Source organism: Kordiimonas sp., from assembly GCF_048264555.1.
In the GTDB taxonomy this organism is placed as follows: Bacteria; Pseudomonadota; Alphaproteobacteria; order Sphingomonadales; family Kordiimonadaceae; genus Kordiimonas.
Genome location: NZ_JBLXCX010000001.1, coordinates 706852 through 730710, shown reverse-complemented (window position 1 = coordinate 730710; position 23859 = coordinate 706852). Strand labels below are relative to the sequence as shown.

28 protein-coding genes and 1 tRNA gene are annotated in these 23859 nt (G+C 55.2%); 12 read left to right on the top strand and 17 right to left on the bottom strand.

Annotation, left to right across the window (positions count from 1 at the left end):
* The first annotated feature begins 34 nt into the window (after nucleotides 1-34).
* Nucleotides 35-448: a tellurite resistance TerB family protein gene (locus ACN0XZ_RS03505; protein ID WP_417456324.1), complete on the top strand. Its 414-nt coding sequence runs from the start codon at nucleotides 35-37 to the stop codon at nucleotides 446-448.
* A 52-nt stretch (nucleotides 449-500) separates the two neighbouring features.
* Here ACN0XZ_RS03505 and ACN0XZ_RS03500 read toward each other — a convergent pair whose 3' ends face one another.
* The 4 genes from ACN0XZ_RS03500 to metZ are packed head-to-tail and all read right to left on the bottom strand — an operon-like array spanning nucleotide 501 to nucleotide 4472.
* The gene (locus ACN0XZ_RS03500; RefSeq protein WP_417456323.1) at nucleotides 501-1301 is read right to left on the bottom strand and encodes a hypothetical protein; all 801 of its coding nucleotides are present in this window, start codon (nucleotides 1299-1301) and stop codon (nucleotides 501-503) included.
* Between the two features lie 50 nt (nucleotides 1302-1351).
* Complete coding sequence (locus tag ACN0XZ_RS03495; RefSeq protein ID WP_417456322.1) at nucleotides 1352-2800, bottom strand: TrkH family potassium uptake protein; 1449 nt, start codon at nucleotides 2798-2800, stop codon at nucleotides 1352-1354.
* 10 nt (nucleotides 2801-2810) lie between these two features.
* Nucleotides 2811-3236, bottom strand: coding sequence for a Co2+/Mg2+ efflux protein ApaG (apaG, locus tag ACN0XZ_RS03490; protein ID WP_417456321.1), 426 nt, complete (start codon nucleotides 3234-3236; stop codon nucleotides 2811-2813).
* A gap of 27 nt (nucleotides 3237-3263) precedes the next feature.
* Nucleotides 3264-4472: an O-succinylhomoserine sulfhydrylase gene (gene metZ / locus ACN0XZ_RS03485; RefSeq protein WP_417456320.1), complete on the bottom strand. Its 1209-nt coding sequence runs from the start codon at nucleotides 4470-4472 to the stop codon at nucleotides 3264-3266.
* A 162-nt stretch (nucleotides 4473-4634) separates the two neighbouring features.
* Here metZ and ACN0XZ_RS03480 point away from each other — a divergent pair.
* Both ACN0XZ_RS03480 and arsC read left to right on the top strand, forming a co-directional pair.
* Nucleotides 4635-4708: transfer RNA gene (locus tag ACN0XZ_RS03480), tRNA-Gly, on the top strand.
* 104 nt (nucleotides 4709-4812) lie between these two features.
* Nucleotides 4813-5154, top strand: coding sequence for an arsenate reductase (glutaredoxin) (gene arsC, locus ACN0XZ_RS03475; RefSeq protein WP_417456319.1), 342 nt, complete (start codon nucleotides 4813-4815; stop codon nucleotides 5152-5154).
* Here arsC and ACN0XZ_RS03470 read toward each other — a convergent pair.
* Both ACN0XZ_RS03470 and ACN0XZ_RS03465 read right to left on the bottom strand, forming a co-directional pair.
* The gene (locus tag ACN0XZ_RS03470) at nucleotides 5151-6482 is read right to left on the bottom strand and encodes an MATE family efflux transporter (RefSeq protein ID WP_417456318.1); all 1332 of its coding nucleotides are present in this window, start codon (nucleotides 6480-6482) and stop codon (nucleotides 5151-5153) included. The two genes, arsC and ACN0XZ_RS03470, sit on opposite strands and share 4 nt — an antisense overlap.
* Nucleotides 6479-7786: a UDP-glucose dehydrogenase family protein gene (locus ACN0XZ_RS03465; protein ID WP_417456317.1), complete on the bottom strand. Its 1308-nt coding sequence runs from the start codon at nucleotides 7784-7786 to the stop codon at nucleotides 6479-6481. Before ACN0XZ_RS03465 ends, ACN0XZ_RS03470 begins: the two co-directional genes overlap by 4 nt.
* A 242-nt stretch (nucleotides 7787-8028) precedes the next feature.
* Here ACN0XZ_RS03465 and ACN0XZ_RS03460 point away from each other — a divergent pair, with 242 nt between their 5' ends.
* The 4 genes from ACN0XZ_RS03460 to ACN0XZ_RS03445 all read left to right on the top strand — a co-directional run bounded on the left by ACN0XZ_RS03460 (nucleotide 8029) and on the right by ACN0XZ_RS03445 (nucleotide 10613).
* Nucleotides 8029-8604, top strand: coding sequence for a sigma-70 family RNA polymerase sigma factor (locus ACN0XZ_RS03460; protein WP_417456316.1), 576 nt, complete (start codon nucleotides 8029-8031; stop codon nucleotides 8602-8604).
* Between the two features lie 10 nt (nucleotides 8605-8614).
* Nucleotides 8615-9073, top strand: coding sequence for a hypothetical protein (locus ACN0XZ_RS03455; RefSeq protein WP_417456315.1), 459 nt, complete (start codon nucleotides 8615-8617; stop codon nucleotides 9071-9073).
* Nucleotides 9074-9076: 3 nt separating this feature from the next.
* Nucleotides 9077-9700 carry a periplasmic heavy metal sensor gene (locus ACN0XZ_RS03450; protein WP_417456314.1) on the top strand — a complete coding sequence of 208 codons (624 nt, stop codon included), beginning with the start codon at nucleotides 9077-9079 and terminating at the stop codon, nucleotides 9698-9700.
* A 91-nt stretch (nucleotides 9701-9791) separates the two neighbouring features.
* Nucleotides 9792-10613, top strand: a complete 822-nt coding sequence (locus tag ACN0XZ_RS03445) for a putative metalloprotease CJM1_0395 family protein (protein WP_417456313.1) — start codon at nucleotides 9792-9794, stop codon at nucleotides 10611-10613.
* Here the strand turns inward: ACN0XZ_RS03445 and ACN0XZ_RS03440 are convergent.
* The 3 genes from ACN0XZ_RS03440 to ACN0XZ_RS03430 all read right to left on the bottom strand — a co-directional run bounded on the left by ACN0XZ_RS03440 (nucleotide 10610) and on the right by ACN0XZ_RS03430 (nucleotide 12484).
* Nucleotides 10610-11677 (bottom strand): quinone-dependent dihydroorotate dehydrogenase, encoded by a 1068-nt coding sequence (locus ACN0XZ_RS03440; protein ID WP_417456312.1) that lies wholly within the window; start codon nucleotides 11675-11677, stop codon nucleotides 10610-10612. The two genes, ACN0XZ_RS03445 and ACN0XZ_RS03440, sit on opposite strands and share 4 nt — an antisense overlap.
* A 1-nt stretch (nucleotide 11678) precedes the next feature.
* Nucleotides 11679-12011, bottom strand: a complete 333-nt coding sequence (locus tag ACN0XZ_RS03435) for a DUF952 domain-containing protein (RefSeq protein WP_417456646.1) — start codon at nucleotides 12009-12011, stop codon at nucleotides 11679-11681.
* 101 nt (nucleotides 12012-12112) lie between these two features.
* A complete protein-coding gene (locus tag ACN0XZ_RS03430; protein ID WP_417456311.1) occupies nucleotides 12113-12484 on the bottom strand; it encodes a DUF6491 family protein in 372 nt (123 codons plus the stop codon).
* Nucleotides 12485-12636: 152 nt separating this feature from the next.
* Here ACN0XZ_RS03430 and ACN0XZ_RS03425 point away from each other — a divergent pair, with 152 nt between their 5' ends.
* Both ACN0XZ_RS03425 and ACN0XZ_RS03420 read left to right on the top strand, forming a co-directional pair.
* Nucleotides 12637-13659, top strand: a complete 1023-nt coding sequence (locus tag ACN0XZ_RS03425; RefSeq protein ID WP_417456310.1) for a DUF2333 family protein — start codon at nucleotides 12637-12639, stop codon at nucleotides 13657-13659.
* A 57-nt stretch (nucleotides 13660-13716) separates the two neighbouring features.
* Entirely contained in the window at nucleotides 13717-14220 is a 504-nt protein-coding gene (locus tag ACN0XZ_RS03420; RefSeq protein WP_417456309.1) for a universal stress protein, read from the top strand.
* Here ACN0XZ_RS03420 and ACN0XZ_RS03415 read toward each other — a convergent pair.
* Nucleotides 14217-15098: an SDR family oxidoreductase gene (locus ACN0XZ_RS03415; RefSeq protein ID WP_417456308.1), complete on the bottom strand. Its 882-nt coding sequence runs from the start codon at nucleotides 15096-15098 to the stop codon at nucleotides 14217-14219. The genes ACN0XZ_RS03420 and ACN0XZ_RS03415 overlap by 4 nt on opposite strands.
* Here ACN0XZ_RS03415 and ACN0XZ_RS03410 point away from each other — a divergent pair.
* On the top strand, nucleotides 15091-15981 hold the full coding sequence (locus ACN0XZ_RS03410) for a tetratricopeptide repeat protein (protein WP_417456307.1): 891 nt from the start codon (nucleotides 15091-15093) through the stop codon (nucleotides 15979-15981). The two genes, ACN0XZ_RS03415 and ACN0XZ_RS03410, sit on opposite strands and share 8 nt — an antisense overlap.
* Nucleotides 15982-15984: 3 nt before the next feature.
* On the opposite strand, the gene ACN0XZ_RS03405 is transcribed toward ACN0XZ_RS03410, so the two are convergent.
* Genes ACN0XZ_RS03405 through ACN0XZ_RS03395 form a run of 3 tightly spaced genes read right to left on the bottom strand, consistent with a single transcriptional unit; the run spans nucleotide 15985 to nucleotide 19716 of the window.
* On the bottom strand, nucleotides 15985-17715 hold the full coding sequence (locus tag ACN0XZ_RS03405) for a UDP-N-acetylmuramoyl-tripeptide--D-alanyl-D-alanine ligase (RefSeq protein WP_417456306.1): 1731 nt from the start codon (nucleotides 17713-17715) through the stop codon (nucleotides 15985-15987).
* Nucleotides 17708-18490 carry an alpha/beta fold hydrolase gene (locus ACN0XZ_RS03400; protein WP_417456305.1) on the bottom strand — a complete coding sequence of 261 codons (783 nt, stop codon included), beginning with the start codon at nucleotides 18488-18490 and terminating at the stop codon, nucleotides 17708-17710. The genes ACN0XZ_RS03405 and ACN0XZ_RS03400 overlap by 8 nt, the downstream gene beginning before the upstream one ends.
* Nucleotides 18491-18492: 2 nt before the next feature.
* The gene (locus ACN0XZ_RS03395; protein WP_417456304.1) at nucleotides 18493-19716 is read right to left on the bottom strand and encodes a D-alanine--D-alanine ligase; all 1224 of its coding nucleotides are present in this window, start codon (nucleotides 19714-19716) and stop codon (nucleotides 18493-18495) included.
* A gap of 242 nt (nucleotides 19717-19958) precedes the next feature.
* On the opposite strand from ACN0XZ_RS03395, the gene ACN0XZ_RS03390 reads away from it, so the two are divergent.
* Nucleotides 19959-20849, top strand: coding sequence for an MBL fold metallo-hydrolase (locus tag ACN0XZ_RS03390; protein ID WP_417456303.1), 891 nt, complete (start codon nucleotides 19959-19961; stop codon nucleotides 20847-20849).
* A gap of 55 nt (nucleotides 20850-20904) precedes the next feature.
* Here ACN0XZ_RS03390 and ACN0XZ_RS03385 read toward each other — a convergent pair whose 3' ends face one another.
* From ACN0XZ_RS03385 to ACN0XZ_RS03375, 3 genes are read right to left on the bottom strand one after another with little or no spacing between them, the layout of a single operon-like run.
* Nucleotides 20905-21339, bottom strand: coding sequence for a DUF2141 domain-containing protein (locus ACN0XZ_RS03385; RefSeq protein ID WP_417456302.1), 435 nt, complete (start codon nucleotides 21337-21339; stop codon nucleotides 20905-20907).
* Nucleotides 21340-21389: 50 nt separating this feature from the next.
* Entirely contained in the window at nucleotides 21390-21686 is a 297-nt protein-coding gene (locus ACN0XZ_RS03380; RefSeq protein WP_417456301.1) for a winged helix-turn-helix domain-containing protein, read from the bottom strand.
* Between the two features lie 4 nt (nucleotides 21687-21690).
* Nucleotides 21691-22305 (bottom strand): hypothetical protein, encoded by a 615-nt coding sequence (locus ACN0XZ_RS03375; RefSeq protein WP_417456300.1) that lies wholly within the window; start codon nucleotides 22303-22305, stop codon nucleotides 21691-21693.
* Nucleotides 22306-22541: 236 nt separating this feature from the next.
* Here ACN0XZ_RS03375 and ACN0XZ_RS03370 point away from each other — a divergent pair, with 236 nt between their 5' ends.
* Nucleotides 22542-23171, top strand: coding sequence for a CGNR zinc finger domain-containing protein (locus ACN0XZ_RS03370; RefSeq protein WP_417456299.1), 630 nt, complete (start codon nucleotides 22542-22544; stop codon nucleotides 23169-23171).
* Between the two features lie 49 nt (nucleotides 23172-23220).
* On the opposite strand, the gene ACN0XZ_RS03365 is transcribed toward ACN0XZ_RS03370, so the two are convergent.
* Entirely contained in the window at nucleotides 23221-23838 is a 618-nt protein-coding gene (locus tag ACN0XZ_RS03365; RefSeq protein WP_417456298.1) for a DUF4136 domain-containing protein, read from the bottom strand.
* Nucleotides 23839-23859 lie beyond the last annotated feature (21 nt).

Genomic DNA, 23859 nt, shown 5'->3' with positions numbered 1-23859 from the left:
CTAATGTATGGCCAGAGTTACGAGAGGAAAAACCATGTCGACCATCAGCCCAGAAACCGCGCTTATTTACACGCTTGTGACCGTTTCCGCCTCCGATGAGGAGATGACGGATACGGAGTTGAACCGCATGACCGGGATCGTTGGATACCTGCCTGCGTTCCGCAATTATAATGTGGAAAAGCTGCGCTCGGACACCAACAGCTGTATCGAACTTTTGCAAAGTGAAGAAGGGCTGGATGCCGTGATGGGGCTCGTGGAAGAAGCAATTCCCGAGAGCCACAGCGACCTTGTTTATGCGCTTGCGTGTGAAGTTGCGGCATCAGACGGCAACCTGACGCAGGAAGAGTTGCGCCTTCTCGAGATGATCCGTCATGTGCTGGATATCGACCGACTGACCGCTGCGGCGATCGAGCGGGGCGCGGCGGCGCGGCAGAAAACATTCAACTGATCTCTACATCTTGAAAGCAAGAATTTAGGGCGCTTATGGCGCCCTTTTTTGTTCAGGATGAATGGTTTTTAAGGGGCTTGAGCGGATAGGGCTCTATCTCGTCCCACTCGGCGATATCATCAAAAGCGGAGGTTTCGATCACCGTGTTTTTAGCGGCCTTTTTGTCATCGCTTTCAAGCGGTTCCATCAGGGCAGCAAGACGCTTGAGCATGATCTCCTCTGCGGCATCCTTGGGGCGGATTGTGAGCGCAACAGACAGCTCCTTTCGGGCAAGGGCACGCTCTTCCTTGTCGCCGCGGGCTAAAAAACGCACATATTCAAACCGGGTTCCGACAGATTGGTCATCAAGGGCGATGGCACGCTCAAAATACTTCTGGGCTTCTTTCCGGCTCGCACCCAATGCGAGGCGCGCGAGGAAACCCGCATTGCTAACGGCGGAATGCCACCCACCCATTGCGGCAACCGCCAATGGGTCATCAGGCAGGCGCGCGACCAAGGCTTCCAGCCGTTCTTTTGATGCTTTCACATAAGAGGCTTTGCGTATGCGTTTGGCTTCATATCCGATGCCGATGGCATAGCTCACCCCAGCCACAACATTGTTGGGGTCGAGCGCTAACGCTTTTTCACAGTCGTCCAGCGCGCGGTGAAGGGATGTAACCGATTTTGAGCCATGCTCTTTGAACCCGCCAATCACGAGCCCGCTTCTGCACGCCAGCGCCAGGCCATCGGCCGTATTGCTGGCAGCCGCACGTTCGCGGGCCTCATTAAACGAGCCTTCAACAAAATCCAGCCACCCCGGGGTATCAAGGGGTTGCCAGCCTGCTAGCATGGTCAGCACAAGAAGTGTTTTCATAGGCCTCACTATAACAGGGTTAAAGTGAACGGCAGCCTAACGTGATTTTTTTATACACGCCAGAAGGAGGGTGAAAAAAGCACGAGAACGGAGAAAAGCTCCAGCCTGCCGATCAGCATGCCAAAGGATAACATCCATTTTGCGGCATCTGTAAGGCCGCTGAAATTGCCTGCGGGGCCGACCTTGTCACCAAGGCCGGGGCCAACGTTTGCGATGGCGGTACCGGCGCTTGAAAGGGAGGTGATCCAGTCCTCGCCGGTGGCGGCGATACCAAAAGAAAGGATGAGAAAGATACCAAGAAACAGGGTCATGAAGCTCATGACAGAGGCGCGCACATCGTCCGGGATCGGGCGGCCATTATAGCGCGCGATAAACACACCGTTTGGCTGCAAAGTGTGTTCGATCCAGCTGCGCATGGATTTAAGAAGTACCTGAAAGCGGAAGATTTTCATGCCGCAACTGGTTGACCCGGCGCAGCCGCCAATAAACATCACCACAAAAAAGAGCGACGCGGAAAAAGCACCCCATTGGCTGTAGTCTGCTGAGGCAAAACCGGTGCCGGTCAGCACAGAGATGATATTGAAACTGCCGTAACGGAAGGCTTCCTCAAGGGTGAAATTCTTGAATACCATCAACCAGATGGTGACACCAACACAGAGAAAAGCCACCAACAGCAGGAAGCCCCGTGTCTGTTCATCCCGCCACAAGGCAAGAGGCCGTCCCCTGATGACCTGCAGGAACAGGATGAACGGCATGGAGCCAAGGATCATGAAGATGAGACAAATGGTGTCTGTGCTTAAGCTATCGAACTTGCCGAAACTGCTGTCGGAGTTTGAGAATCCGCCCGTTGAGATAGTGGTCATGGCATGCACGAGCGCATCAAAAGCGCTCATGCCCGAGAGCATATAGGCGATCATGCACAGTGATGTGAAGGCCACATAGGCACCGGAGATAAGACCGGAAATCTGGGCGGCGCGTGGCAGGATCTTCTCCGCCGTTTCAAAGCTTTCAACGCGGAAAACCTGCATGCCGCCAACTTGCAGCATGGGCAGCACCGCAACCGCCATCACCACAATCCCGATGCCGCCAAACCACTGCAACAGCCCCCGCCACAGAAGAATGCCGGGTGGTGCGGTATCAAGCCCGGTGATAACGGTGGAGCCTGTGGTGGTTAACCCGCTCATGGCTTCGAAATAAGCATCTGTGTAACTCAGGTCGAGTTCAGAGAAGGCGAGCGGAAGGGCGGCAAAAGCCGGCAGTACCGCCCAGGCCGATGTGGTGAGCAAAAAGGCTTGTTTGAGGTTCAGGTTTTCACCGCTGCCGCGAGTTGAGAGCATCAACATACCGCCGATCATCGCTGTAAGGCATAGGGCAATAGCGAATGTCTGCCAGTCGGGGTTATCAACAACAAAATCGGCGAGGGTGGGCAAGCTCATGCCTACCGCGAGAAGAGCGATCAGTGAACCCAGTGTGTAGAGAACCGGCCTGAGGTCTACCAACGCGTGCCCCTTAGTTGATATGCAAGGGTACGTGTGGGCTATCAAGCGAGAAAGCCGGGATGGTGGCCGAGAACATCATGCCGTCCTCGCGCTGCATCTCATAGCTCCCCCGCATAAAGCCGGACGGCGTGCCAAGCGGTGTGCCACTTGTGTAGATGAAGGTTTCATTTGGCCTGATAACGGGCTGTTCGCCAATCACACCAACACCTTTAACTTCCTGAATGCCGCCCGTGCTGTCGGTGATGATCCAGTGCCGGTTCAAAAGCTGAACGGGCTTATTGGAGGTGTTGGTGATTTTTATCCTGTAGGCCCAGACGTACTGCTGGGCCTCAGGTTTCGATTGCTCGTTCAGAAAATAGCTTTGCACAGCAATATGGATGCCTTCGGTCGTTTCTTCAAACGTCAAAACACCGTCGATGAGGTCGTCGTCAACCATATTGCTCCCGTACTTTCTTCAGCGCTTTTATACACCAGCCGCGTCAAGCGCCTGATTTACATCCTGAACGAGATCGTTCGCATCCTCAAGCCCTACCGAGAAACGAATAAGGCCCGGCGTGATACCAAGCTCAAGGCGAGACTCTTCAGATAGTGCCTTGTGCGTGGTGCTCCAGGGGTGTGTGGCAATTGATCGGCTGTCACCAAGGTTGTTGGAAATATCCACAATCTTGAGTGCATTCATGAAAGCAAAGGCCTGCTCACGACCGCCAGGCAGCTCAAACACCACCATGGTGCCACCACGCTCCATCTGGCTGAGCGCAAGGTTCTGCTGCTCAAATGATGCGAGGTTGGGATGGCGTGTGTCTGTTACGCGCTTGGCAATGGAAGCTGCAACCTTCTCAGCATTATCACACATGGCGTGCACACGCAGGCTCAGGGTTTCAAGCCCTTTAAGCATCACCCATGCGTTGAAGGGTGACATGGCGCAGCCAGTGTGCCGGTAAAAGGGGTAGAGGTGCTGTTCGTCAAACTCTTTTGAGCATAATACCACGCCGCCCAAACAGCGGCCCTGGCCGTCGATATGTTTGGTGGTGGAGTAGGCGACGATGTCCGCGCCAAGCTCCATGGGGCGCTGGAGCACAGGCGTTGCAAACACGTTATCAACCACCAGAAGCGCCCCCGCATTATGCGCGAGATCAGCCAAAGCCTTGAGGTCGACAATCTCAAGCGTTGGGTTTGCTGGTGTTTCTGTGAAGAAAAGCTTGGTGTTTGGCTTGATGGCAGCTTTCCAGGCGTTCAGGTCTGTGCCGTCAACCACGGTGGTCTCGATACCAAAGCGGGGCAGCTGCTCGTCCATCAACCAGCGGCAGGAGCCAAAAAGCGCCCGTGCACCCACAACATGATCGCCCGCGCGCAGGCTTGCGAGCAGGGCTGCGGTCATTGCTGCCATGCCGGTGCCGGTGGCCCGGCCAACGTCTGCGCCTTCAATTGCAGCCATGCGGTGCTCAAACATCGCCACAGTCGGGTTGGTTTGGCGGGAGTAGGTGAAGCCTTCCGCGCGACCGTCAAAGCGCGCCTCCGCTTCTTCCGCATTTTCATAAGAAAAGGCTGAGGTCAGGAACAGGGCTTCGGACATTTCACCAAAATCGGACCGCATTGAACCAGCGCGTACCATTTGGGTTTGGCGTGCCCAAGTGGAAGTAAGGCTTTTATCGAGGCCTGTGCGCAGTTTCATGTCGGTTCTCCTGAAAACGTCTTATAAGGCTGTATCCTTCATACAGCGGCGCCACGTTGCGGCCAAGTGCCCTTTAGGTCAAGCCTTTCGGCGTGGTGATGCATGATCATTTCTTGCTTTTTTAAAAAGCTCTGGTAAATGCTTGGGCCGACGCACACGCGTGCGGGTGTAGCTCAATGGTAGAGCAGAAGCTTCCCAAGCTTAAGACGAGGGTTCGATTCCCTTCACCCGCTCCATATCTCGCTCCTGATAAAATTTGACACACGCGTTGGTGCATAGGCTTGCCCTAAAGGCTTTGCGCCGTTAAACCCCTCCTATGACATGAATGAGGGAGCCTATAATGAGCGTGACAATCTGGCATAATCCGCGGTGCAGCAAATCCAGGCAAACACTCGCAGTTCTGGAAGAAAAAGGCATTGAACCAACGGTTCGCCTTTACCTTGAGGACGCGCCAAGCGTGCAGGAAATTAAAGATACACTTTCCCTTCTTGGCCGTGCACCGCGGGAGCTGATGCGCACCGGTGAAGCCGAATATAAGGAACAGGGCCTCGCGAACGCGGAGGGTGATGCGCTGGTTGAAGCCATGGCCGCAACCCCAAAGCTGATCGAACGCCCAATTGTTTTTGCGCAGGGCAAAGCACGGGTTGGTCGCCCGCCTGAAAGCGTGCTTGAAATACTCTAGGCCGTTAGCTGGCGCTCAATACGCGGGTAATAGATGGCTTGGGTGAGCCCCCGCGTACCCATAAAGACAGCGACTGACCACCACAGCCCTTCAAGGCCCCATGCGGCAGTGAAGGGCCCAACTGTGAGCATGAAGGCTGCAAAAGCTATCGCCATGGTGACCATCATGGCGCCCCCGGCCGTTGCGCCGATATAGATGCCGTCATACTGATAACAGGCAAAGGCGATTATCGGCAGCCATATAAGCACATGAAGCGCGCCGGTGGCGGCGGTGCGCACCCCTTCAATATCCGTGAGCATGTAAATGAGGGGCTGACCCAAGAGGCCGAAGCCTAAAGTGTAAATCACTGCGGCAAGCCCGACCCAGAAGAAGCTTATTCGCACCCAGCGCCTAAAGTCGTGCCGCACACCTTTTCCGTATGCCGCACCGGCCAGCGCTTCTGCAGCATAGGCAAAACCATCCAGCCCAAGGCTTATCAGCAACAGAAAGGTTGAAAGCACATGGCTGGCAGCAAGATTTTCTGCGCCGAGGTCACCTGCCTTGCGGGTTACCATGCCAAGGGCGGTCATCAACATCAGGGTACGAACAAAGATATAGCCATTGGTATTGATAAGCCGTTTTATCTTGTCTGCGGCCCAGGTCTGGCTTTGCCGTGCGGTGATAAGAAGAGCCTTCAGCCCCATATGACGGCTGAGCATGATGAGACCGAGCAGAGCAGCCAGCCATTCCGCTATCAGCGAGCCAAGCGCAATGCCCGCCACGCCCATATCAAGCCCCAATACGAACAGGAGGTTCAGAAGGCCGTTGCAGATATTCAGCACAAGCTGCAGCACAAGCGCCGCTTTTGCCCGCGCGGTGCCAATCAGATAACCATTGATGCCGTATATAAAAAGGCTCGCGGGCGCGGCCCAGATGCGGATATCAAAATAAGCGGCGAAATGCGCTTTGGTTGCCTCGGGCGGGGTGAGGGTAATGATGGCGATATCAAATATCGGCCGTTGCAGGCAAACCAGAAAGAGCGCGATCATGAGGCCAATAGAAAGGGAGCGGATGATCACCCGTCTCAACTGGTCGTCATCTTCCTGACCATGCGCTTGTGCGGCAAGCCCCGTAGTGCTCATGCGCAAAAACCCAAACGCCCAGAAGATATAGGTGAAAACCATGGCGCCGACGCTTACGGCAGCGAGGTGAACGGCGTTTGGCAGGTGCCCGATTACCCAGGTATCGACAAGCCCCACAAGGGGTGCCGCGCTGTTGGCGAGAATAGCGGGCCCAGCGATGGCCCACACTTTTTTGTGTGGGTTATCTGAGCCGGTCTTTGGTATCACTCGCCCCGCCCAATGCCGGTGTAACGGAAGCCGTGGTCTTCCGGTGCCGCTTTCGCGTAGATGTTCCTGAGATCAACAAGGATAGCTTCTTTCATCAAGCTCTTCGCGCGGTCGAGGTCAAGCGCCCGGAACTGGTTCCATTCGGTCACGATAACAAGCGCATCCGCGTCCTTCATGGTGCCATATGGGTCATCATGAAATGTGACGTTTGATAGCAGCTTCTCCGCCTCTTCCATGCCCTTGGGGTCATGGGCGTGAATGAGGGCGCCTGCTTTCTGAAGTGCGGGAATGATGTCAAGGGACGGGCTTTCGCGCATATCATCGGTGTTTGGTTTGAAGGTCAGGCCAAGAAGGGCGAGTTTTTTGCCCTGAACCGAACCGCCACAGGCCTTGATGATTTTATCAGCCATGGCGCGCTTGCGTTCTTCATTCACTTCAACAACCGAGCGGACGATGCGCAGCGGAAGGCCGTGTTGGTCTGCGGTGGAGACAAGTGCGCGGGTATCTTTCGGGAAACAGCTGCCCCCAAAGCCGGGCCCCGCATGCAGAAACTTCGATCCGATCCGGTTATCAAGCCCGATACCACGTGCCACTTGTTGCACATCGGCACCCACCAACTCACACAGGTCAGCCATTTCATTGATGAAACTGATCTTGGTCGCGAGGAACGCGTTGGCGGCATATTTGATCACTTCCGCCGTTTCGCGGTTGGTAAACACCACGGGCGTTTCATTGAGGAACAGTGGGCGGTAAAGTTCACGTAGCAGCACTTGTGCTTTATCGCTGTCAACACCTACCACAACGCGGTCGGGACGCATGAAATCCTCAATAGCCGCGCCTTCCCGCAAAAACTCGGGGTTTGAGGCTACATCGAAGAGGTCGGGTGACAAAAGGGCTGAGAGGCGAGCCTTTATCTCGGCCCCTGTACCAACTGGTACGGTCGATTTGGTGATAACAACCGTATAGTCGTTGATATAGGCGGCGGCTTCCTCAACGGCTGCAAAAACATACTGGAGGTCTGCGTGGCCGTCGCCGCGTCTGCTTGGCGTACCAACGGCAATGAACACAGCGCGAGCGCCTTCCATGGCTTCCTGAAGGCTGGTGGTGAACTTTAGCCGGCCAGCGTCCACGTTTCTGGCCACCATGCTATCAAGGCCGGGCTCATAGATCGGCATAATGCCGCGCTCAAGCGCGTCGATCTTCTTTGCATCCTTGTCGACACAAGTCACCTCATGACCAAACTCTGAAAAACATGTTCCAGAAACCAGGCCGACGTATCCTGTACCGATCACCGCAATTTTCATCACCCAACCCCTGATATAACCAGCACCATATGCGCTCTTATGGCATCAAAACTTTGCCACATGCGACAAATAATTTGTCATACTGTATGCAGTTAAAGGCGCATAGGCGCAAATTATTGCGGTTTGATGATCTTCCACCCCTGGTGGTGTATAAATTTGGGCAAATGCCGCGAAGGGTAGGCAGGGCTGGTGCCGTATCATCGTCAGGTTGTTGAACGAGACATGACAAAAAAGGCTCTAAATTGGGCTCTGATAGCGATGCAATATCGGACGAGACCCTTGTCTTAAGGGTAGCGAACGCAGACCGAACGGCGTTTGGCATGTTGGTGGACCGGCATGCTCTGCGGTACCGCGCCCTCGCGTTTCGGTATCTCGGGGATATTGCGCTCGCGGAAGACCTTGTGCAGGAAGCCTTTGTGAAACTTTGGACCCATGCGCGCAAGTTTGACGCCGATAAAGCGCGTTTCACCACATGGTTCCACCGGGTTGTGGTTAACCGCTGCCTTGATGAAAAGCGGCGTAAAAAACCGGAAGCGCTGCCCGAAGAGTATGACCAGCCGGACGATAGCCCTTCGGTTGAGCATGACATGATCCAGGCGGACGGGAACGCAAGCGTCGCGCGGGCGCTTGAGACATTGTCCGGCAGGCAAAGAATGGCGATAACGCTGAGTTATTTTGATGGGCTTTCGAATGCGGAAGCCGCGGATGTTATGAAATTGAACCTGAAGGCTTATGAATCGCTGCTGGTGCGGGCACGTGGCAAGCTCAGGGAAATACTGATCGCTGAAAAACAGCAACTGTTTGAAGCTTTGGGATAGGAGGGCAAAGATGAAAAAGCCCATGACGATAGAAGACTATGAACTGTGCCGTTTAAGGTTTGGCAGGGATTTGTCCAACTGGCCAGACGCTGAGAGGCTGGCGGCTGAGGCGTTCCTGCTATCAGCAGACGGACAGGCGTTTGAAGGGGCTGAAGCGGCGCTTGACGCTATTTTGGCACAAACGCCGTCTGTGCCGAGTGCGTCTAGCGACTTTCTGGCTTCCCTTAAGGATATCCCAGCTGAGTATAGTGTGAAAACTGGCTGGTTTGACGCTGTCTCGCGCGTTTTCTTTGGCGACGGCAAACGGTTCTCGCCGGTGGCGGTGGCATCTCAGGCGGCGGTGTATCTGGCAGTGCTTGGGGTTGGGCTGATGATCGGCTTGCAATCCGCAACGGTGGACACCGAAAGCGTGGATCTGAGCGACGGGCTTTTTGCGAGCAATGCGCAGCTGTTTCTGGAGGAAGAATAGACCATGGCCTTTAAAGTGAAATGGATACACGGTGCGCTAGCGGTCTCAGTGGCGGCAAACCTCTTTGTGGGCGGCTATCTTCTTGGCAAGGAACTTGCGCCTGAGCGGCATCACAAGGGTAAACCTCCCTACAGCAAAGATATCTTCAGCATGCGCAAACTGGCGGGCTATTTGCCTGACGAGCAGCGCGAAGAACTGCGGGCGTTGATATCAGATCACCGCAAGGATTTGCGCGACAACTTTCGGGAGGTGAGGCGCCTTGAAGAGCGCGTGCGTTTCATCCTGATGGCTGAAACTGTCGATAAAACAGCACTATCGAATGCTCTTGATGAGCTGGAGACAAAAACCCGCTCTCTGCATGGCCCCATACGCGGTATCCTGCTCGATATCGTTGCGGACCTTGACTATGAAACCCGCCAGAAGCTTGGTCGTGACATATACCAGAGACGGAAAGCGTGGCGTATGAAGCGCCGAGGTGATGACAGGATGGATCCGCCGCCTGGTGAACCACGTGGCGAAGGGTTTGAGGGCGGCCCCGGCGGGCCCGATATGCCACCTCCGCCACCGGAAGACTGGGTGGAAGATGACGAACAGCCTGCGGGCGCTGACGACCAGAAACCTCAATAGATCACGGGTGCGATAGGGGGCAAAACAGGGCGCCTTGGCTGCTTGTTTTCTCCAGTAGGCAAAAACATGGGCTTCGTGCTAAAATACACGCATGACCAGCACAGCGATTTTGCCGTCCATCGGGCCGCCCCCCCCTGAGATCAAGCGCCCTGATGTGCCGGAAAATTTAAAACCCAAGCTGCCTGACCTCAAAGAAGAGTTGGTGTCAGGGCCGAGAAGGCGTGCTTCCGCTAAAGGCGACACACCGCCTGGGGAAGGCCGGGCGGAAACATCGCGGGGCGGTAACAGCCAAAACCTCGGTGGTACGTCAGCGGTGGCAATTCAGGTAAACGAGGGTCGCATTCCCTCGAGGGGCGAGCCCGTTCAGCTTGAAGAGACACCTGAGTTATCCACACAATATTCTGACGAAGACTTGGCGCGTATCAGTCAGTTAAAAGCGCGAGACCGCGAGGTGCGGGCCCATGAGACCGCTCATACCGCTGCGGGGCAAGGCTATACCGGATCACCAAGCTTTGAATATGTGACAGGCCCGGACGGCATTCAATACGCCGTTGGGGGGCATGTCTCAATCGACACCCGCGCCGTGCCGGATAACCCCGAAGCCACGATCACAAAGATGGAGGTGGTGCGCCGCGCTGCCCTCGCGCCCGCGCGGCCTTCGGGTCAGGACAGGTCTGTTGCCTCAGCGGCTGAAGCCGCGATCAGGGAAGCCGAAGCGCAGCTTCAGGAACAACGCCGTGCTGAGACTACACAGTCTGGCGAAACTGATGAGGATGCCGCACCCAACCGGAGCCAGCCGGCTGGTGTGGCAAGCGCGCCTGTGAATTCACCGTCATCACAGCCAGTGTCCTTAATCGGGGCATCGGGCAGCGCAAGCCCCGTGCAGCCGGTGCGGATTGATTTGATCGCCTAGCGGTGGTCCGCGCCCACAGCGTCCGCAACGGACGCATAACCATCAGCCTTCAATAGCGATGCCAGCTCGGTTTTGATCTGGGTCACAAGGGCGGGCCCACCATATACAAGGGCGCTATATAGCTGCACCAGCGATGCACCGGCTTTGATTTTTGTGAAAGCATCAGCGCCGGACGTTACACCTCCAACACCAACAAGCGGAACCTTGCCTTCGGTCGCTTGGTATATGGCCCGAAGCACATCGGTGGACGGCCCCATAAGCGGCGCGCCCGAAAGGCCACCTGCCTCATGGCGGTGTTTGTTCCTCAGTGTCTCTGGCCGTGCAATGGTCGTATTGCTGACAATCAGGCCGTCTATTTGGCTCGTGAGCGCAATGTCGGCTATGTCGCGGACGTCGGCGTTCTGCAGGTCGGGTGCGATCTTGACCAATATGGGCACATAAGCGTGCCCTTCAGCAATTTTCGCTGCGCGCGCTTCAAGCACTTTGGTGATCAGCTCCATCAAGGCGTCTTTTGACTGCAGTGCCCTGAGGCCTGGCGTGTTCGGGCTCGAAATATTCACCGTGAAATAATCGCTCAAGCCGTACAGGCGCTCTATGCCTGTAACATAATCGGCTGTGCGGTCGTCACTATCCTTGTTCGCACCAACGTTGGCACCGAAGACGCCACGGGCCTTTGGCAGGGCGTTCAGTTGCGATGCAAAATATTCAAGGCCCTTATTGTTAAAACCGAAGCGGTTGATCACGGCCTTGTCTTCGCTCAGGCGAAACAGCCGGGGTTTATCGTTGCCCGCTTGAGGTTTGGGGGTAACGGTGCCCGCTTCTGCAAAACCAAAACCCATCTTGTGAGCGCCGGTGATGGCTTCAGCGTTTTTATCGAACCCTGCCGCGATGCCGATGGGGTTTGGAAACGACAGGCCAAACAAGGATGTCGCCAGCACAGGGTCATCTTTGGGTGCACCAATTTGAGTGCTTAGCCCCATGCGCAGGGCGCGGATGGTGAGATTATGCGCTCGCTCCGGGTCAAGGGCATGCACAAATGGCCTGACAAGCGGGAAAAAATCCATGTTACACAATTCCCTCTATATTGCTGAGGTGGCGCCAACAGCCATTGTCGTGTGTGACAACCTCGTGGCGGGCAATAGCATCAAGCGGCATCGGAGCATAAAGGTGCGGGAAAAGCGCGTTGTCCCTGGAAGTTTCCCACTTAAGGCGACCCTCAGGAAGTTTTGCCGTATCGATCGCCAGTACGTGAAGCGTCTCGCTGTCTTGGAAATATTTCTCTGCGGTCGCGATCACCTGATGCCCGGCGGAGAAATGAATAAAGCCGTCACGCAGATCATCAGCGGAACCTTTGAAGTGGGCCTCTCCTGCCGTTTGTTGCCACTCTTCAGGGCGCATCAATTTAAAAATTATTCTCTCTGCCATGCGGATTGAATAAGCGCGATTGCATCTGCACGCAAGCGCGGAGTGGCGGCAAAATTTGAGATTATAACGGTTTCCTAAGGGCGGGCGCTGCCGTGTGGTATTTTGCTGAAACTGTCGATACGGCACGGCGTGCCAGCCCGGCTGACAAGATCATCAATTCGTGCACACAGTTGGCCGTTCACGGGCTGGTACGAGATATACCCGTGATAATGCAGTTGCGGGCAGCTGCGCTTGAGCCGCACGAGAATATCGTCGGTACCCTGCATTTTAAAGCGCACCACTTCGTCAGACTGCACTTCATATGACTGAATATTGCGGGTGCTGATGCAGCGCATATCTTCCTTTGCCGCCTCAGTGCGCTCTTCCGTCTCTGCGTCCTGAGCGGCTGCGCTGATGGAGCTGCCGAGAAGGGCACTTCCAATGATGAGATGTTTTTGTATCAGCATATGCCTGCCAGTTTTGCCCTGTAGCCCTGCCAGAAGGTGACGGGTTTTGCATTAATGGTTCATGAATGAATATATCAACGCTCTTGTTTTGCGTGCAAATAATCACGACATTAGTGGTGATAAAAGAATCCGGTTGAGGATGGGAGCAGGTTATGGCGGGCGAACTATGGTTATGGATCAAAGAAAAAGTTGCGGCTTTCTTTGCCATGATAGGTCGTGGCCTGACAAGGCTTTGGCGGCTGTTCACTGGTTGGGTGGTGACCGTATCCGGTAGCACCTGGCGCAAGGTTGCAGTAGCGTTTCCCGTCGCGTTTTTCCTCTATATCCTTATCGGCATGCCTATTGTGCACCGGGTGGATGATAATCTCGATTTCCCGACAACCGCACCGGCTGGCGCATCTGAAGTTGTGGCGGATATCGCCTTTCTGGTGAAGCGGGAAACTGTTGACCACGGCTGGACACCAAACGACCCGGCTGTGCAGCCCGGGTGGTGGCTCGATAACACACCGAACTTCCAGAAGGGCATTGTCGCCGCCCTCTCCCGGTTCACTTTTGAGCTTAGAGACCAGATAGGCCGTACGCGTGGCTCAAGCGCGGTGGACCCGGACCTTGAGCAAGCTGCGGGCAACCTTTCGAAAGAGCCAGACCGCTGGGTGATAGATTTTGGTACCTCTATCCTGCCGACAACACCGTCTGACGCTTACTACAGGCAAGCGATAAAGCAGCTCGAAAGCTATAACGCGCGCTTGGCCGCTGGCACCGCTGTGTATGAGCGCCGCTCTGACAACCTTCAGGCGACGCTTGATCGTATCGCGCTTGACCTTGGTGCTTCATCCGCGGCGCTTGAGACTTATATCGGTGAACAATCCGGCGGTATTATCCCTGATTTTGGCGCGGATGACCTGTTTTACCAGGTTAAGGGCCAAGTATATGCCTATACGGTGATCTTACAGGCGCTTCGGGTAGATTTTGCCAAGGTGATCGAGGACCGGGAGCTATCTTCGCTTTATGGAGAGCTTCTGAAATCACTTCGGGCCGCGGCCACGCTTGACCCTCTTGTGGTCAGCAATGGGGCGCGGGACGGTGTGATTGCCAACCATTTATCCATGCAAGGGTTTTATCTGCTGAGGGCGCGGACCCAGCTTCGCGAGGTTAGTAATATCCTGCTCAAATAACTTGTCAGCGACGGGCACTACTGTCACTCTAGGGGCATGATGGGAGACACAATTACAGTGGCTGAAGAGATCCATGGGCCGATACGGCCCGTCGCCAAACGTTGGCGCAAGCTTCTTGTTGTTGTTGATGGGTCGCCGGAATCCACGGTGGCGATCCGGTTTGCCGCCGCGCGCGCCGCGCACATAACGGGCGGCGGCCTTATTCTTTTCCACTGCATTCGTCCGGGTGAATTCCAGCATTGGATGGCCGTGGCCGACCGCATGCGCGAAGAAGCGCATGAGGAAGCGACAGAACTACTGCGTGATATGGCTGAGCGGCTGCATGCCTACTGCGGTGTGACACCAGAGACAGTGATCCTCGAAGGAGAACCCAAAGAGGAAATTCGCAAATACATCGAAGAGAAAAAAGATGTATTTGGATTGGTGCTTGGTGTTGGCTCTGAAGGGGGGCCGGGGCCGTTGATCGACTATTTCACGCATGATCTGGCAACAAACCTGCCGTGCCCGCTATTCCTTATTCCCGGCAATATGACCTATGAACAGATTGACGCGATGGCCTAGGGCTGCGCGCTCGTTTCATGGGCTATCAGGTCGTTGAGCGCACTATCAAAGCTCGGATACTTCAGCGATAGAGACAGGTCTTTCTTGACCCGGTCATTTTTCACGCGTTTGCTTTCCTCATAAAAACTGCGCGCCATCGGGCTCAAGTTGGCTTCATCAAGCGGAATAAGCGCCGGTACGGGTTTCCCGAGTGCAAGCGCCGCTTTTTCAATGATATCCTGCGGCGGAGCGGGCGCGTCATCCGCGAGGTTGAAAATGCGGCTTGTGAGGCCCGAGTTCATCGCCTGCCAAACACATTCCTCAATGTCTGACACATGAATTCGGCTGAAGAGCTGGCCTTCCTTGAATATCCTTTTTGCCCGGCCGTCCAGAACGGTCCTCACTGCGTTGCGCCCCGGGCCATATATGCCGGCAAGGCGAAAGATATGAAGGGTACTGTCTGATTCTCCACAAAAGTCGTGCCAGGACAACTCTGCTTCAATACGGCGTTTTCCTCTCTCAAGGCTCGGTGTCGCGGGTGTTTTTTCATCAACCCAGCCACCGTCATGATTGCCATAAACATTGGTGGACGAAAGATACCCGACCCAGCGCAGCGCATGCAGGCGCTCAGCTTGTTGAGCGATAATCGGCAGCACAGGGTCACCATCCGGGCCCGGCGCAACACTTGTGAGCATGTGCGTGCAGGTCGCAAGAGCTCCCTGAAGTGCCGCTTTATCAAGGGGAACGGCGGTGATGCCTTTGGCGTTCAGGGCATTGGCTTTGGCATCATCCCGGTAGCTGGCGCTCACGTTCCAGCCATTCTCAAGGGCACGTGCCATGACGGGCGACGCGCTATAACCGGGGCCAAAAACAAAAAGATGCGGTTTGGGTATGGTCATCGCTGGAAACTGCCTTGAAATTGCCACGGCTTTTGCGCACTTTGCGCGCATGAAACAAAGCAACACCATACTGATTTTGGCCGCGCTTTCTAGCGCTGTGTTCACGAACGCCCCCTCATCCGCGCAAACGGGTGATGAGGAGCGGTACGGTGCATGTGTAACACTGGCGGAACGTGTGCCGGACAAGGCCATCAACATAGCACTTGCCTGGCAGGCGGAAGAGGGCGGTGTGCCCGCCCGCCACTGTGAGGCGCTCGCGCTCTTTCATCTCAAGGAGTATGCAGAGGCCGCTGCCCGCATGATGAAGTTGGCGGATGATATGCGTGTTGGCCGGGAAATGCCGGTGCGTGGCGGCAGGCGGCTTGTTGCTAACGCAGGACTACTTGCGGATATGTACGGGCAGGCAGCAAACGCTTGGCTTTTGGCAGACGAGATCGTGCGTGCGGAAGATGCGGTAGAGGTTGCGCTCGCGCTTATTCCGCATGATAGCCCGCAGGGGCGTGAATTGATGGTGGACCGCGCGCGCATTGCTGCCGCGGACCAAGACTATGAGCTTGCGCTTCAGGATCTGGAAACTGTGTTGCAGCTCGATAGTAACCGTACGGACATCCTGGTTTTAATTGCATCTGCGGCCCGGGGCGTTGGGAAATATGAGCGGGCCGATGAGGCGCTGACCGCCTATTTCAAGAGCTACCCTGATAGCGCAGCAGGCCTTCTTGAGCTTGGCAATTTGCGCCATGCAGAAGGCAAACCGGACGAGGCACGTGCGGCGTGGTTGAAGCTTCTTCTGGCGTATCAGGGCGGGCCCGAGGCAGAGGCGGCGCGCGCCAACCTTGAGAAGCTCGACCTTCAGGTCGAAGACGGCCCGGCCAAAAACAACTAAAGGCTAGAAGCGGATAACCGCTTCATAAAGATCTGGCAGGTTGTTTTCAAACAGGATGACATCACCTGCTTGCCAGTGGCTGTTTACCCATGCCTCAGCATCGGCTTGTTTGCTGAAGGTCATCACCGTGGTGTTGCCATTGTTGCCCGCTGATATACCCTCTAGGAAGGTTGGGATACGCTCTGGCGTGACCACGAGAATGATATCGCAGTGCTGAGCGGCCAGTCGGCCAAGCGATGCATGCTCTTCATCGTGTTTGTCCCCAAGCTCAACCATGCCCGGTGTCACGAGGATGCGGCGCCCTTTTTCACCTTTCAGAACGTCCAGACATTCAAGGGCGGCCTCAAATCCCACGGGGTTGGAGTTATAGGCGTCGTTCACAATGGTTGCGCCGCCCGGGGTTTTGGCGACCTCAAGCCGGTGGCGAATTTGCGGCATGGACGCAAGCGCCCCTTTGATCGCAGCCCACGGGAGGCCAAGCGCGTGGGCGCTTACGGCTGCGAGGGCGATGTTTCCAGCTTGGTGCCGCCCAAAAAGAGGGGCCTTGAGAGTGTGTTTCTCGCCAGCATCCTGAACGGTTACTTCAATACCGTCTGCTGTCAGGCGGTAGTCTGAGATGGCAACCTCGGCCTCTGTCCCCACAACACGGTAGGTGCCGGGCACCGCAGTCATTCGTTCGGTTAACAGCTCAGGAGCGATGCCATCCTTGTTGACGACCACTTCACCCTGCTTTTCAAAAACGGCTTCTGCGAGCTCAAATTTTGCCCGGGCCACGGTCTCCAGCGTTTTGAAGCGCTCATAGTGTGCGGCGCCGACGGCCGTGATCAAACCGACATCCGGCGGCGTAAGCCTGCATAGCCGCGCGATTGAGCCCGGGCCATAGGCCCCCATCTCCACGATGAAGAACTGGTGTTTTTCGTCCAGCTGCTCACGGATCACGCGGGTGATACCCATATCCGTATTCACGCTGCCTGGGGTGGCGAGTGTGGGGGCGGCGGCTTCAAGGATATGATTGAGGATATGTTTGGTTGAGGTTTTGCCAAACGAGCCGGTGATTGCAATCACCTTGGGTTGCAGCTTCGCGAATTTCTCAATGGCTTCCGCGCGGAAACCCGCTTTCACGCGCTCTTCCGCCGGTTCAAGAAGCTTGTTTGCAACAACCATGAGGACAGGGGCGAGCTGTACAAAAACAAGCAGCATGACGGCCGCGAAGATAAGCTGCCAATTATAGTGAAGGCTGACAAAACCAATACCGTCCATATCGATCTGAACAGCATAATGTGCCCCCTTGGGCGCCAGATATGAGGCAAGGGTAATAAGAGCCAGCACACCAGCAGTAAGCGCCAGATAAACCAGATTGATGCGTTTGACCCGCGCCGTCATCACCAGTGGCTTTTTGGACGATTTGCGCGCGATGCGCGACAGCAAGGCACCATGAACGAAAGCGAGCGCGATCAAAGGCCAAACCAGGAAAGCGGCATAGGTGAGTGCTGAGCCCACCTCACCTGTCAGCGAGGTATGGGAAATGGCGCCTACCAGAATGGCCGATATAAGCCAAAGGCTAGCGCGGCGGTCATACGCCTTGTTGTCCTTGAACCAGTTGATGAAACGCACGTCGTCATATTCTTCCTGTTGGAAGATCATCATCAGTGTTTTTCCGCGCTCCAGCGCGAACCACAGGGCGAGTGGTGCAAAAATAATCACAGGCATGAAAGCGTACACTAGCTCACTCATCCTTGAGATCCTCAAAGAAGGTGCGGATCAGGGCCTCACATTGATAGGCGCCGCGGCTCAGGATATCCCAGTGGTCAAAACCCTGCACTTCCACAAAACGAGCGATAGGCATCAGGTTTTCAAAGCGTCTGCCGATCTCGGGCGGCGCTTCGGTATCATCAGACCCATATATCAGGAGGGCCGGGCAGCGTGATGCTTTGGCTGGTAAGGTCAGGTCTTCGTTAACCACCCGCACGAAGGTTGGCCTGAGCGCTCCAGCGTTTTTATAGTCGGCGCTGCCGAAACGCTCAACATATGCGGCGCGAAACGATGTGCCGAGCACCTTATCTAAAAGTTGTGCGGCACGACCAATAAGCTTGAGGCAGAAAGCTTTTATTTTGAACGCGAGTGAGCGCCGACGCCTGAGCCCTGCACCACCAATCAAGACGATCGCCTTCACGAGACCAGGGTGGCGCGCCGCCATTTGCACGGCAACACGACCGCCAAAGCTGTGGCCGATAATAATATGAGGACTGCCAGGCATTGCCTCCAGCTGGGCGGCGAGAACATCGGCATATTGTTCCGTGCCAGCGCCATCTTCAAGGCGTGGTGTTTTGCCAAACCCTGGCTGATCATAGAGTGTGTTGCTGTGGCTGGCCTTGAAAAGTGACGCAAGGCGGGACAGGGACGAGTGTTCCATACCCCAACCATGGAGCCAAATCAGGGAACCACCGTTGGTGCCGTCTTTCACACTATACCAGGGGCTCACGCCCATAACAGCTTGTCCTTCCGGCACATTTAACTCCGGGTGAAAATGGTCGCGCCGCCGGTCGCCGTATTGGTGTCGCCAAGGCGCGCGCTTGAGAGGCGGAAACCTTCCTCGATCATTTCACTTGAAAGTTTGAGGAAACTAAGCGGCTCTGCGGCAGCTTCCCATAAGAAATAAGCGAAAGAACCGGGGATGGTATTCACTTCATTGAGCCAAAGCTCACCTGTTTTCTCGTTGCAGAGGAAATCCACTCTCACGCTGCCCGCCAGCTGCAGCAGGTCAAAAATAGCGGCAGCACTGCCGTGGATAAACTCATTCTGGGCGGGTGTTAGTTCTTCCGGGTTGAGGACTCTGTTCAGGGAAGCCATGCCCTCGCTGGGCCCTGTATCCAGTTTTGGCCCGCCCGGTGTGCCGCCCGCCAGATATTTGTTTTTAAAGTCGAGCAGCTCTGCGTCCCTGAGCGGGCGCTCAATGGCAGAAGTGAGGGTTTTTCCGTCTGCGCTGCGCCGCACAGCGATATTATATTCCACAAGATTTGCGACAAATGGCTCAACGATCACCTCCGCGTCCATACGGAAGGCGGTCATCAGTGCGGCAATCAGGCCGTCCATATCATTGGCCTTCCCCACCCCGACGCTTGACCCCAGATTGCAGGGTTTAACGATAAAGGGATAGGTAACGTCACCAAAGGTGTCTTTGAGCTGCGTTTCAAGAACCGCAGGATCAAGGAAGGTGCCTTTCTTGGGGCGCGTGAGCGAAAGCTCGGGCAGAACCTTGATGCCACCCGATGCTGCAATGCGTTTCGCAAACACCTTGTTCATGGTGCCCGCAGCGCCGAGGGTGCGGCAGCCCGCGTAAGGGATATCTGCGAACTCCAGCAAGCCCTGAAGGGTGCCGTCTTCCCCGTTTGAACCATGAATGGCTGGAACAATAAGATCGAAGGGGATGGTGGTGCGCTTCTCGCCCATCAGCCCTTTTGAAAATGCGATCAGTTGCGGCCTGCCGGTTGCGGGTGTCGCCAGATCAAGCATCACCTGGGTGAGGCCTTTTGGCTCGTCTGCGATGGGGTAATTACTGCGTTTCGTCAGGGCTTGCCCGGTCCACCACTGGCCCAATGGGTCAACATAGATAGGAAGACCCTCATATTTGCCGGGGTCAAGCGCTTCAAGGAACTGGAGGCCAGACAGAACACTCACATCGTGTTCAACACTTCTTCCTCCAAAAATGACTGCAATGACCTTCTTTTGGGCCACGGGCATTCCCCTAAACCTTGTTGCAACGGTGTGTAATATTTCATGTAGCCAATTCAGGCGCTGACGGCAAAGGCAAATACGCCTTATCCCACACTAAATGCGCTAAGCGTGGCGGTTTAGGGGCAAGCGATGCTTTTTCTGGGGGGTTAGCTCAACACACATGCTCGGTTTCTGAGTTGACGGCCCTCCCGCGCGGGTTAGAGTGAGCTGAGACGCAAACACAAATCATCGGAGCCAGTATAATGAAACTCAGGCATATTCTTGTGGGGCTTTGTTTAGCAGGTTCATCGGCGGTTTCCGCCCAGAACAGCTGGGACGAGGTTGAGATCAAGCCTGTCGCGCTGAGAGGCAATGTGCATGTGATTTACGGTGCAGGCGGCAACATTGGGGTTTCAGCAGGCGATGACGGTGTTTTCATCATTGATGACCAGTTTGCGCCACTGACGGAGCGCCTCAAAGCTACAATCGCAGGCATTTCTGATAAACCGATCCGGTTTGTGATCAACACCCATTTTCATTTTGACCACACGGGCGGCAATGAAAACCTGGGGTCATCGGGTGCTGTGATCGTGGCGCACGATAATGTACGGCAGCGCCTGTCGGCGGGGAGTTTTATCAAGGCGTTCAATGTCACGACTGAACCACAGCCTGTGGCAGCTTTGCCTGTGGTCACATTCAATGATCAGATGTCGTTGCACCTGAACGGTGAAGATGCTCGCATCATTCATGTGCCCAACGCGCACACCAATAGCGACAGCATCATCCATTTCCGTTGGTCGAATGTTATCCATATGGGCGATACATTCTTTAACGGACGTTTCCCGTTTATTGATGTGCCCAATGGCGGCAGCATCGGCGGTGTGATCCGCATGGCTGAGATGGCGCTGGGTGCGGCGGATGAGAATACTATTGTTATTCCCGGGCACGGGCAGGTGACGGACCAGGCAGGCTTACAGGCCTATCATGATATGCTTGTTGCAGCGAAAGATGTGGTGGCGGCGCTCAAGGATGAAGGCCATTCGCTTGAAGATGTGGTGGCGGCAAAGCCGCTTGCTGACGTGCACCCTGAATGGCAGGAAGCCAACCCGGCGGGGGTTGACCTGTTTGTCTCAACCATTTTTGAGAGCCTCTGAGCTCATAGAGGATATAACGCCCGGCCTTCACCGGGCGTTATCATCGCTCAGTATCTCAGTATAATGTAATCGTAAGGTCTGTGCCTGTTTTGGGCAGTGTAAACACGGCGTCGCTATACTGCGGCGGGCCATAGCTGCCTTTTGCGTCGCGAGACATGCCAATCGGTTCACGCGGGATTCCCATGAAGTTTTTCTTCAGTTTGCCATCCCCATCTTGGTCATGAAAAACGGAAATTGCATAGTCCCCCTCCGGCAGGTCGTGAAACGTGTAGCTCACACCGTCCTTATGGGCATCGAGCTTCATGCTGTCTCGCATGCCTTTGGGGTTCAGGAAGGTTTCCGCGCTATCATAGAGGCCGATAAGGATTGACCCTGTCGACTGTTCTATATTGGCAATATGCACGGTCAGGTCCGCGGCAGAAGCCGTCAGGCTTCCACCCAGGCAGGTTGCAGCACTGATACACAGCGCCCTTACAAGTCTTTTGTTCATTTTATCCTCGTCTGTAGTGACCACATTGGGCCGGGTTAAAGCTGTCGTTTTTATGTGCCCAGCATGGCAGCGATACCTTCAACATAGGCCTTGAAGGCAGCGTCGCCTGTTGGTGTTATTTCAATTGTTGTTTGTGGTTTTTTGCCCACGAAGTCTTTCTCGACCTTGATGTATTTGTGGTCTTCAAGTTTTTTCAGGTGGGTGCTGAGGTTGCCGTCTGAAACCTGAAGCACCTTCTTAAGCGCCGTAAACTCTGATGAGCGGGCAGATGCGAGATAGGACATAATCGCGAGCCTTACCCTTGAGTGGATCACATCGTCTATCGCTCTATAGTCGAAGTCCGACATAAGCCTACTCCTCGGTGTTATAAAGGCGCCGCATAACAATGCCGGGTAGGGTGAGAAGAAGCGCGCTTGATGCTGCCATTACCAACAACATCTCACCGTCATAGACCTTCAGGGTTGTCGCATATGCGAGAACCGCCCACCAGCCGAGAGCTGTGTACTTCAGCCACCGAACACCGGTCACCGCAGAGGTGACCCAGTAAGCCCCGCCCATCAGGCCAGCGGACAATACGGTAATGGTCTTGGGGTCAAAAGTATCTGTTGCCACAGAGAGGCCAAAATAAATGAGTGTGGTGAGGCCTACCACGGTCCAGCTTGAGGAGTGGGCAACCACGGCTGGGTTGCTTGTGCGGGTAACCGGCGGGCAGCGGCGGGCGATCCAGAATTCAATCCCCCAGCCAATAATAAATATAGGTGTCCAGATGCCCACCATCATCTGAGGAATATAGTTGTGCACGCTGAGATATTGCAGAAAGAAGGCGACCGTAAGCAGGAAGCCCCACAAGATAAAGTGAATACCGCTCACGGCGACCTTATCGCGCCCTGCTTCCATCATCTGCCGAATGAGGGCGAGGTCTTCCACCGGATTTCTGGTGTCGGTATCATTGAGGTTGTCTGTCATCATTCATGTCCTATTTGCTTCATGCAAAGTACTTTGTATTTCAAAGTATATATTTTGAGCAAAGAGTCAAGGGGAGTTGGTGAATAATTTCGATGTTGATGGTTTATGCGCTTGGGCCAGGCTCGTAGGCGTTCTCATGCTGGGGCGGATGCCGCAGGATCTCATCGCTCGCTACTTTATGGTTTAATGCTCATGATAAGATACCCACATAGGGTTTATCCGAGTTGAGTTGCTCCATGGCAAACGAAGGGCTGTCTGTGCAAAAACCGTTACGCCGTACCCAAACAAATACCCTTGAGCGTGATGACCTGATCGGCGGTCATCCGGTGCTTGATTTCACCAATACTCTGACGGGATGGGGGTGCGTAAATCCGACAGACCTTCTTGATAGCTATCTCGCACTCGCGAGTTGGTCTGTTGAGGCCGGGGTGATGGAGCCGGAGCTTGCCGATATCATCGCCATGAAAGGGAGCCTTGAGCCCAAGGAAGCTTTGGCGGCCCTGGAAAATGCCCGTGCGCTAAGGGCCGCATTGCATCAGATATTCTCGGCCTATGCTCAGGGGGAGGAGCCCGCAGTTGAGGATATGGAAACGTTTGAGGCCTTTTGGCAGCAATCGTTGGCGTCGCATCGTCTGGCCTTTGTGGATGACCATATAGAGATAAGACCAGCAGCCTTTACCCACCTCACCATTGTCGTTGATTTACTTGCCCGCGATGCTGTCCTCCTGAGGAAAGACCTGCCCGATAGCCGGCTGCGGCTTTGCTCTCATGAAAAGTGCGGCTGGTTATATCTGGTACATAACGTGCGAACCAAGGGGCGGTATTGTGGTGGCCGCAAATGTTTGAACAGGGAGCGGGCTAAATAAAAACCCCCGCCGAAGGAGGCGGGGGGGTCTAATCTGATTTTACTACCGCCTAGCGGCCGCTGTTCTCGAGGTCTATGCGAACATGCCGGGTTACACCGCTTTCGCCAGGGAAGTCTTCAAACAGCGCTTCCGCGAGGAGAGGCACAACCTCCGGCACCGCTTTGGTGCGGGTTTCGGTTTCCGCGCGGCCTTCAAATAACAGCTCGCCCTCTGGCGTGCGCACTTCCATGATCAGCGTGGCCGTATATACGGTGCGTGTAATCAGCTCATCATGATAGGGGCTGTCGAACGGGGTAATCGGGCCCCAATAACGACCCCAATACCAATAGCTGCGCCAGTAATAGGGGCGGCTATACCCTGGTACCGCGCGCACTTTCTCGCGTCCATCATTAACGGTTACATCAAAGCCTACGATCAGCTCAGGGTCTTTCTCCCCGGTCGCCTGGTAGCCTTCGTTGCGCAGATGGTTCGCCAGCACGGCAGCATATTGCTTGAACTCGATGCTGTCTTTTTTTGACGTATCCATCGGCACAATCATCAGCCGTTCACCCTGGGGCACCGGCAATGTGTGGAATGTTGCCACATCGCTTCGGAATGTGCTGGCGCAGGCGCTGAGCGTTACCAGCACCGCCGCAAGCATAATCTGTTTTAAACTATTCTTGGCCATCTGCGTGTCTCTTGCTTTCGT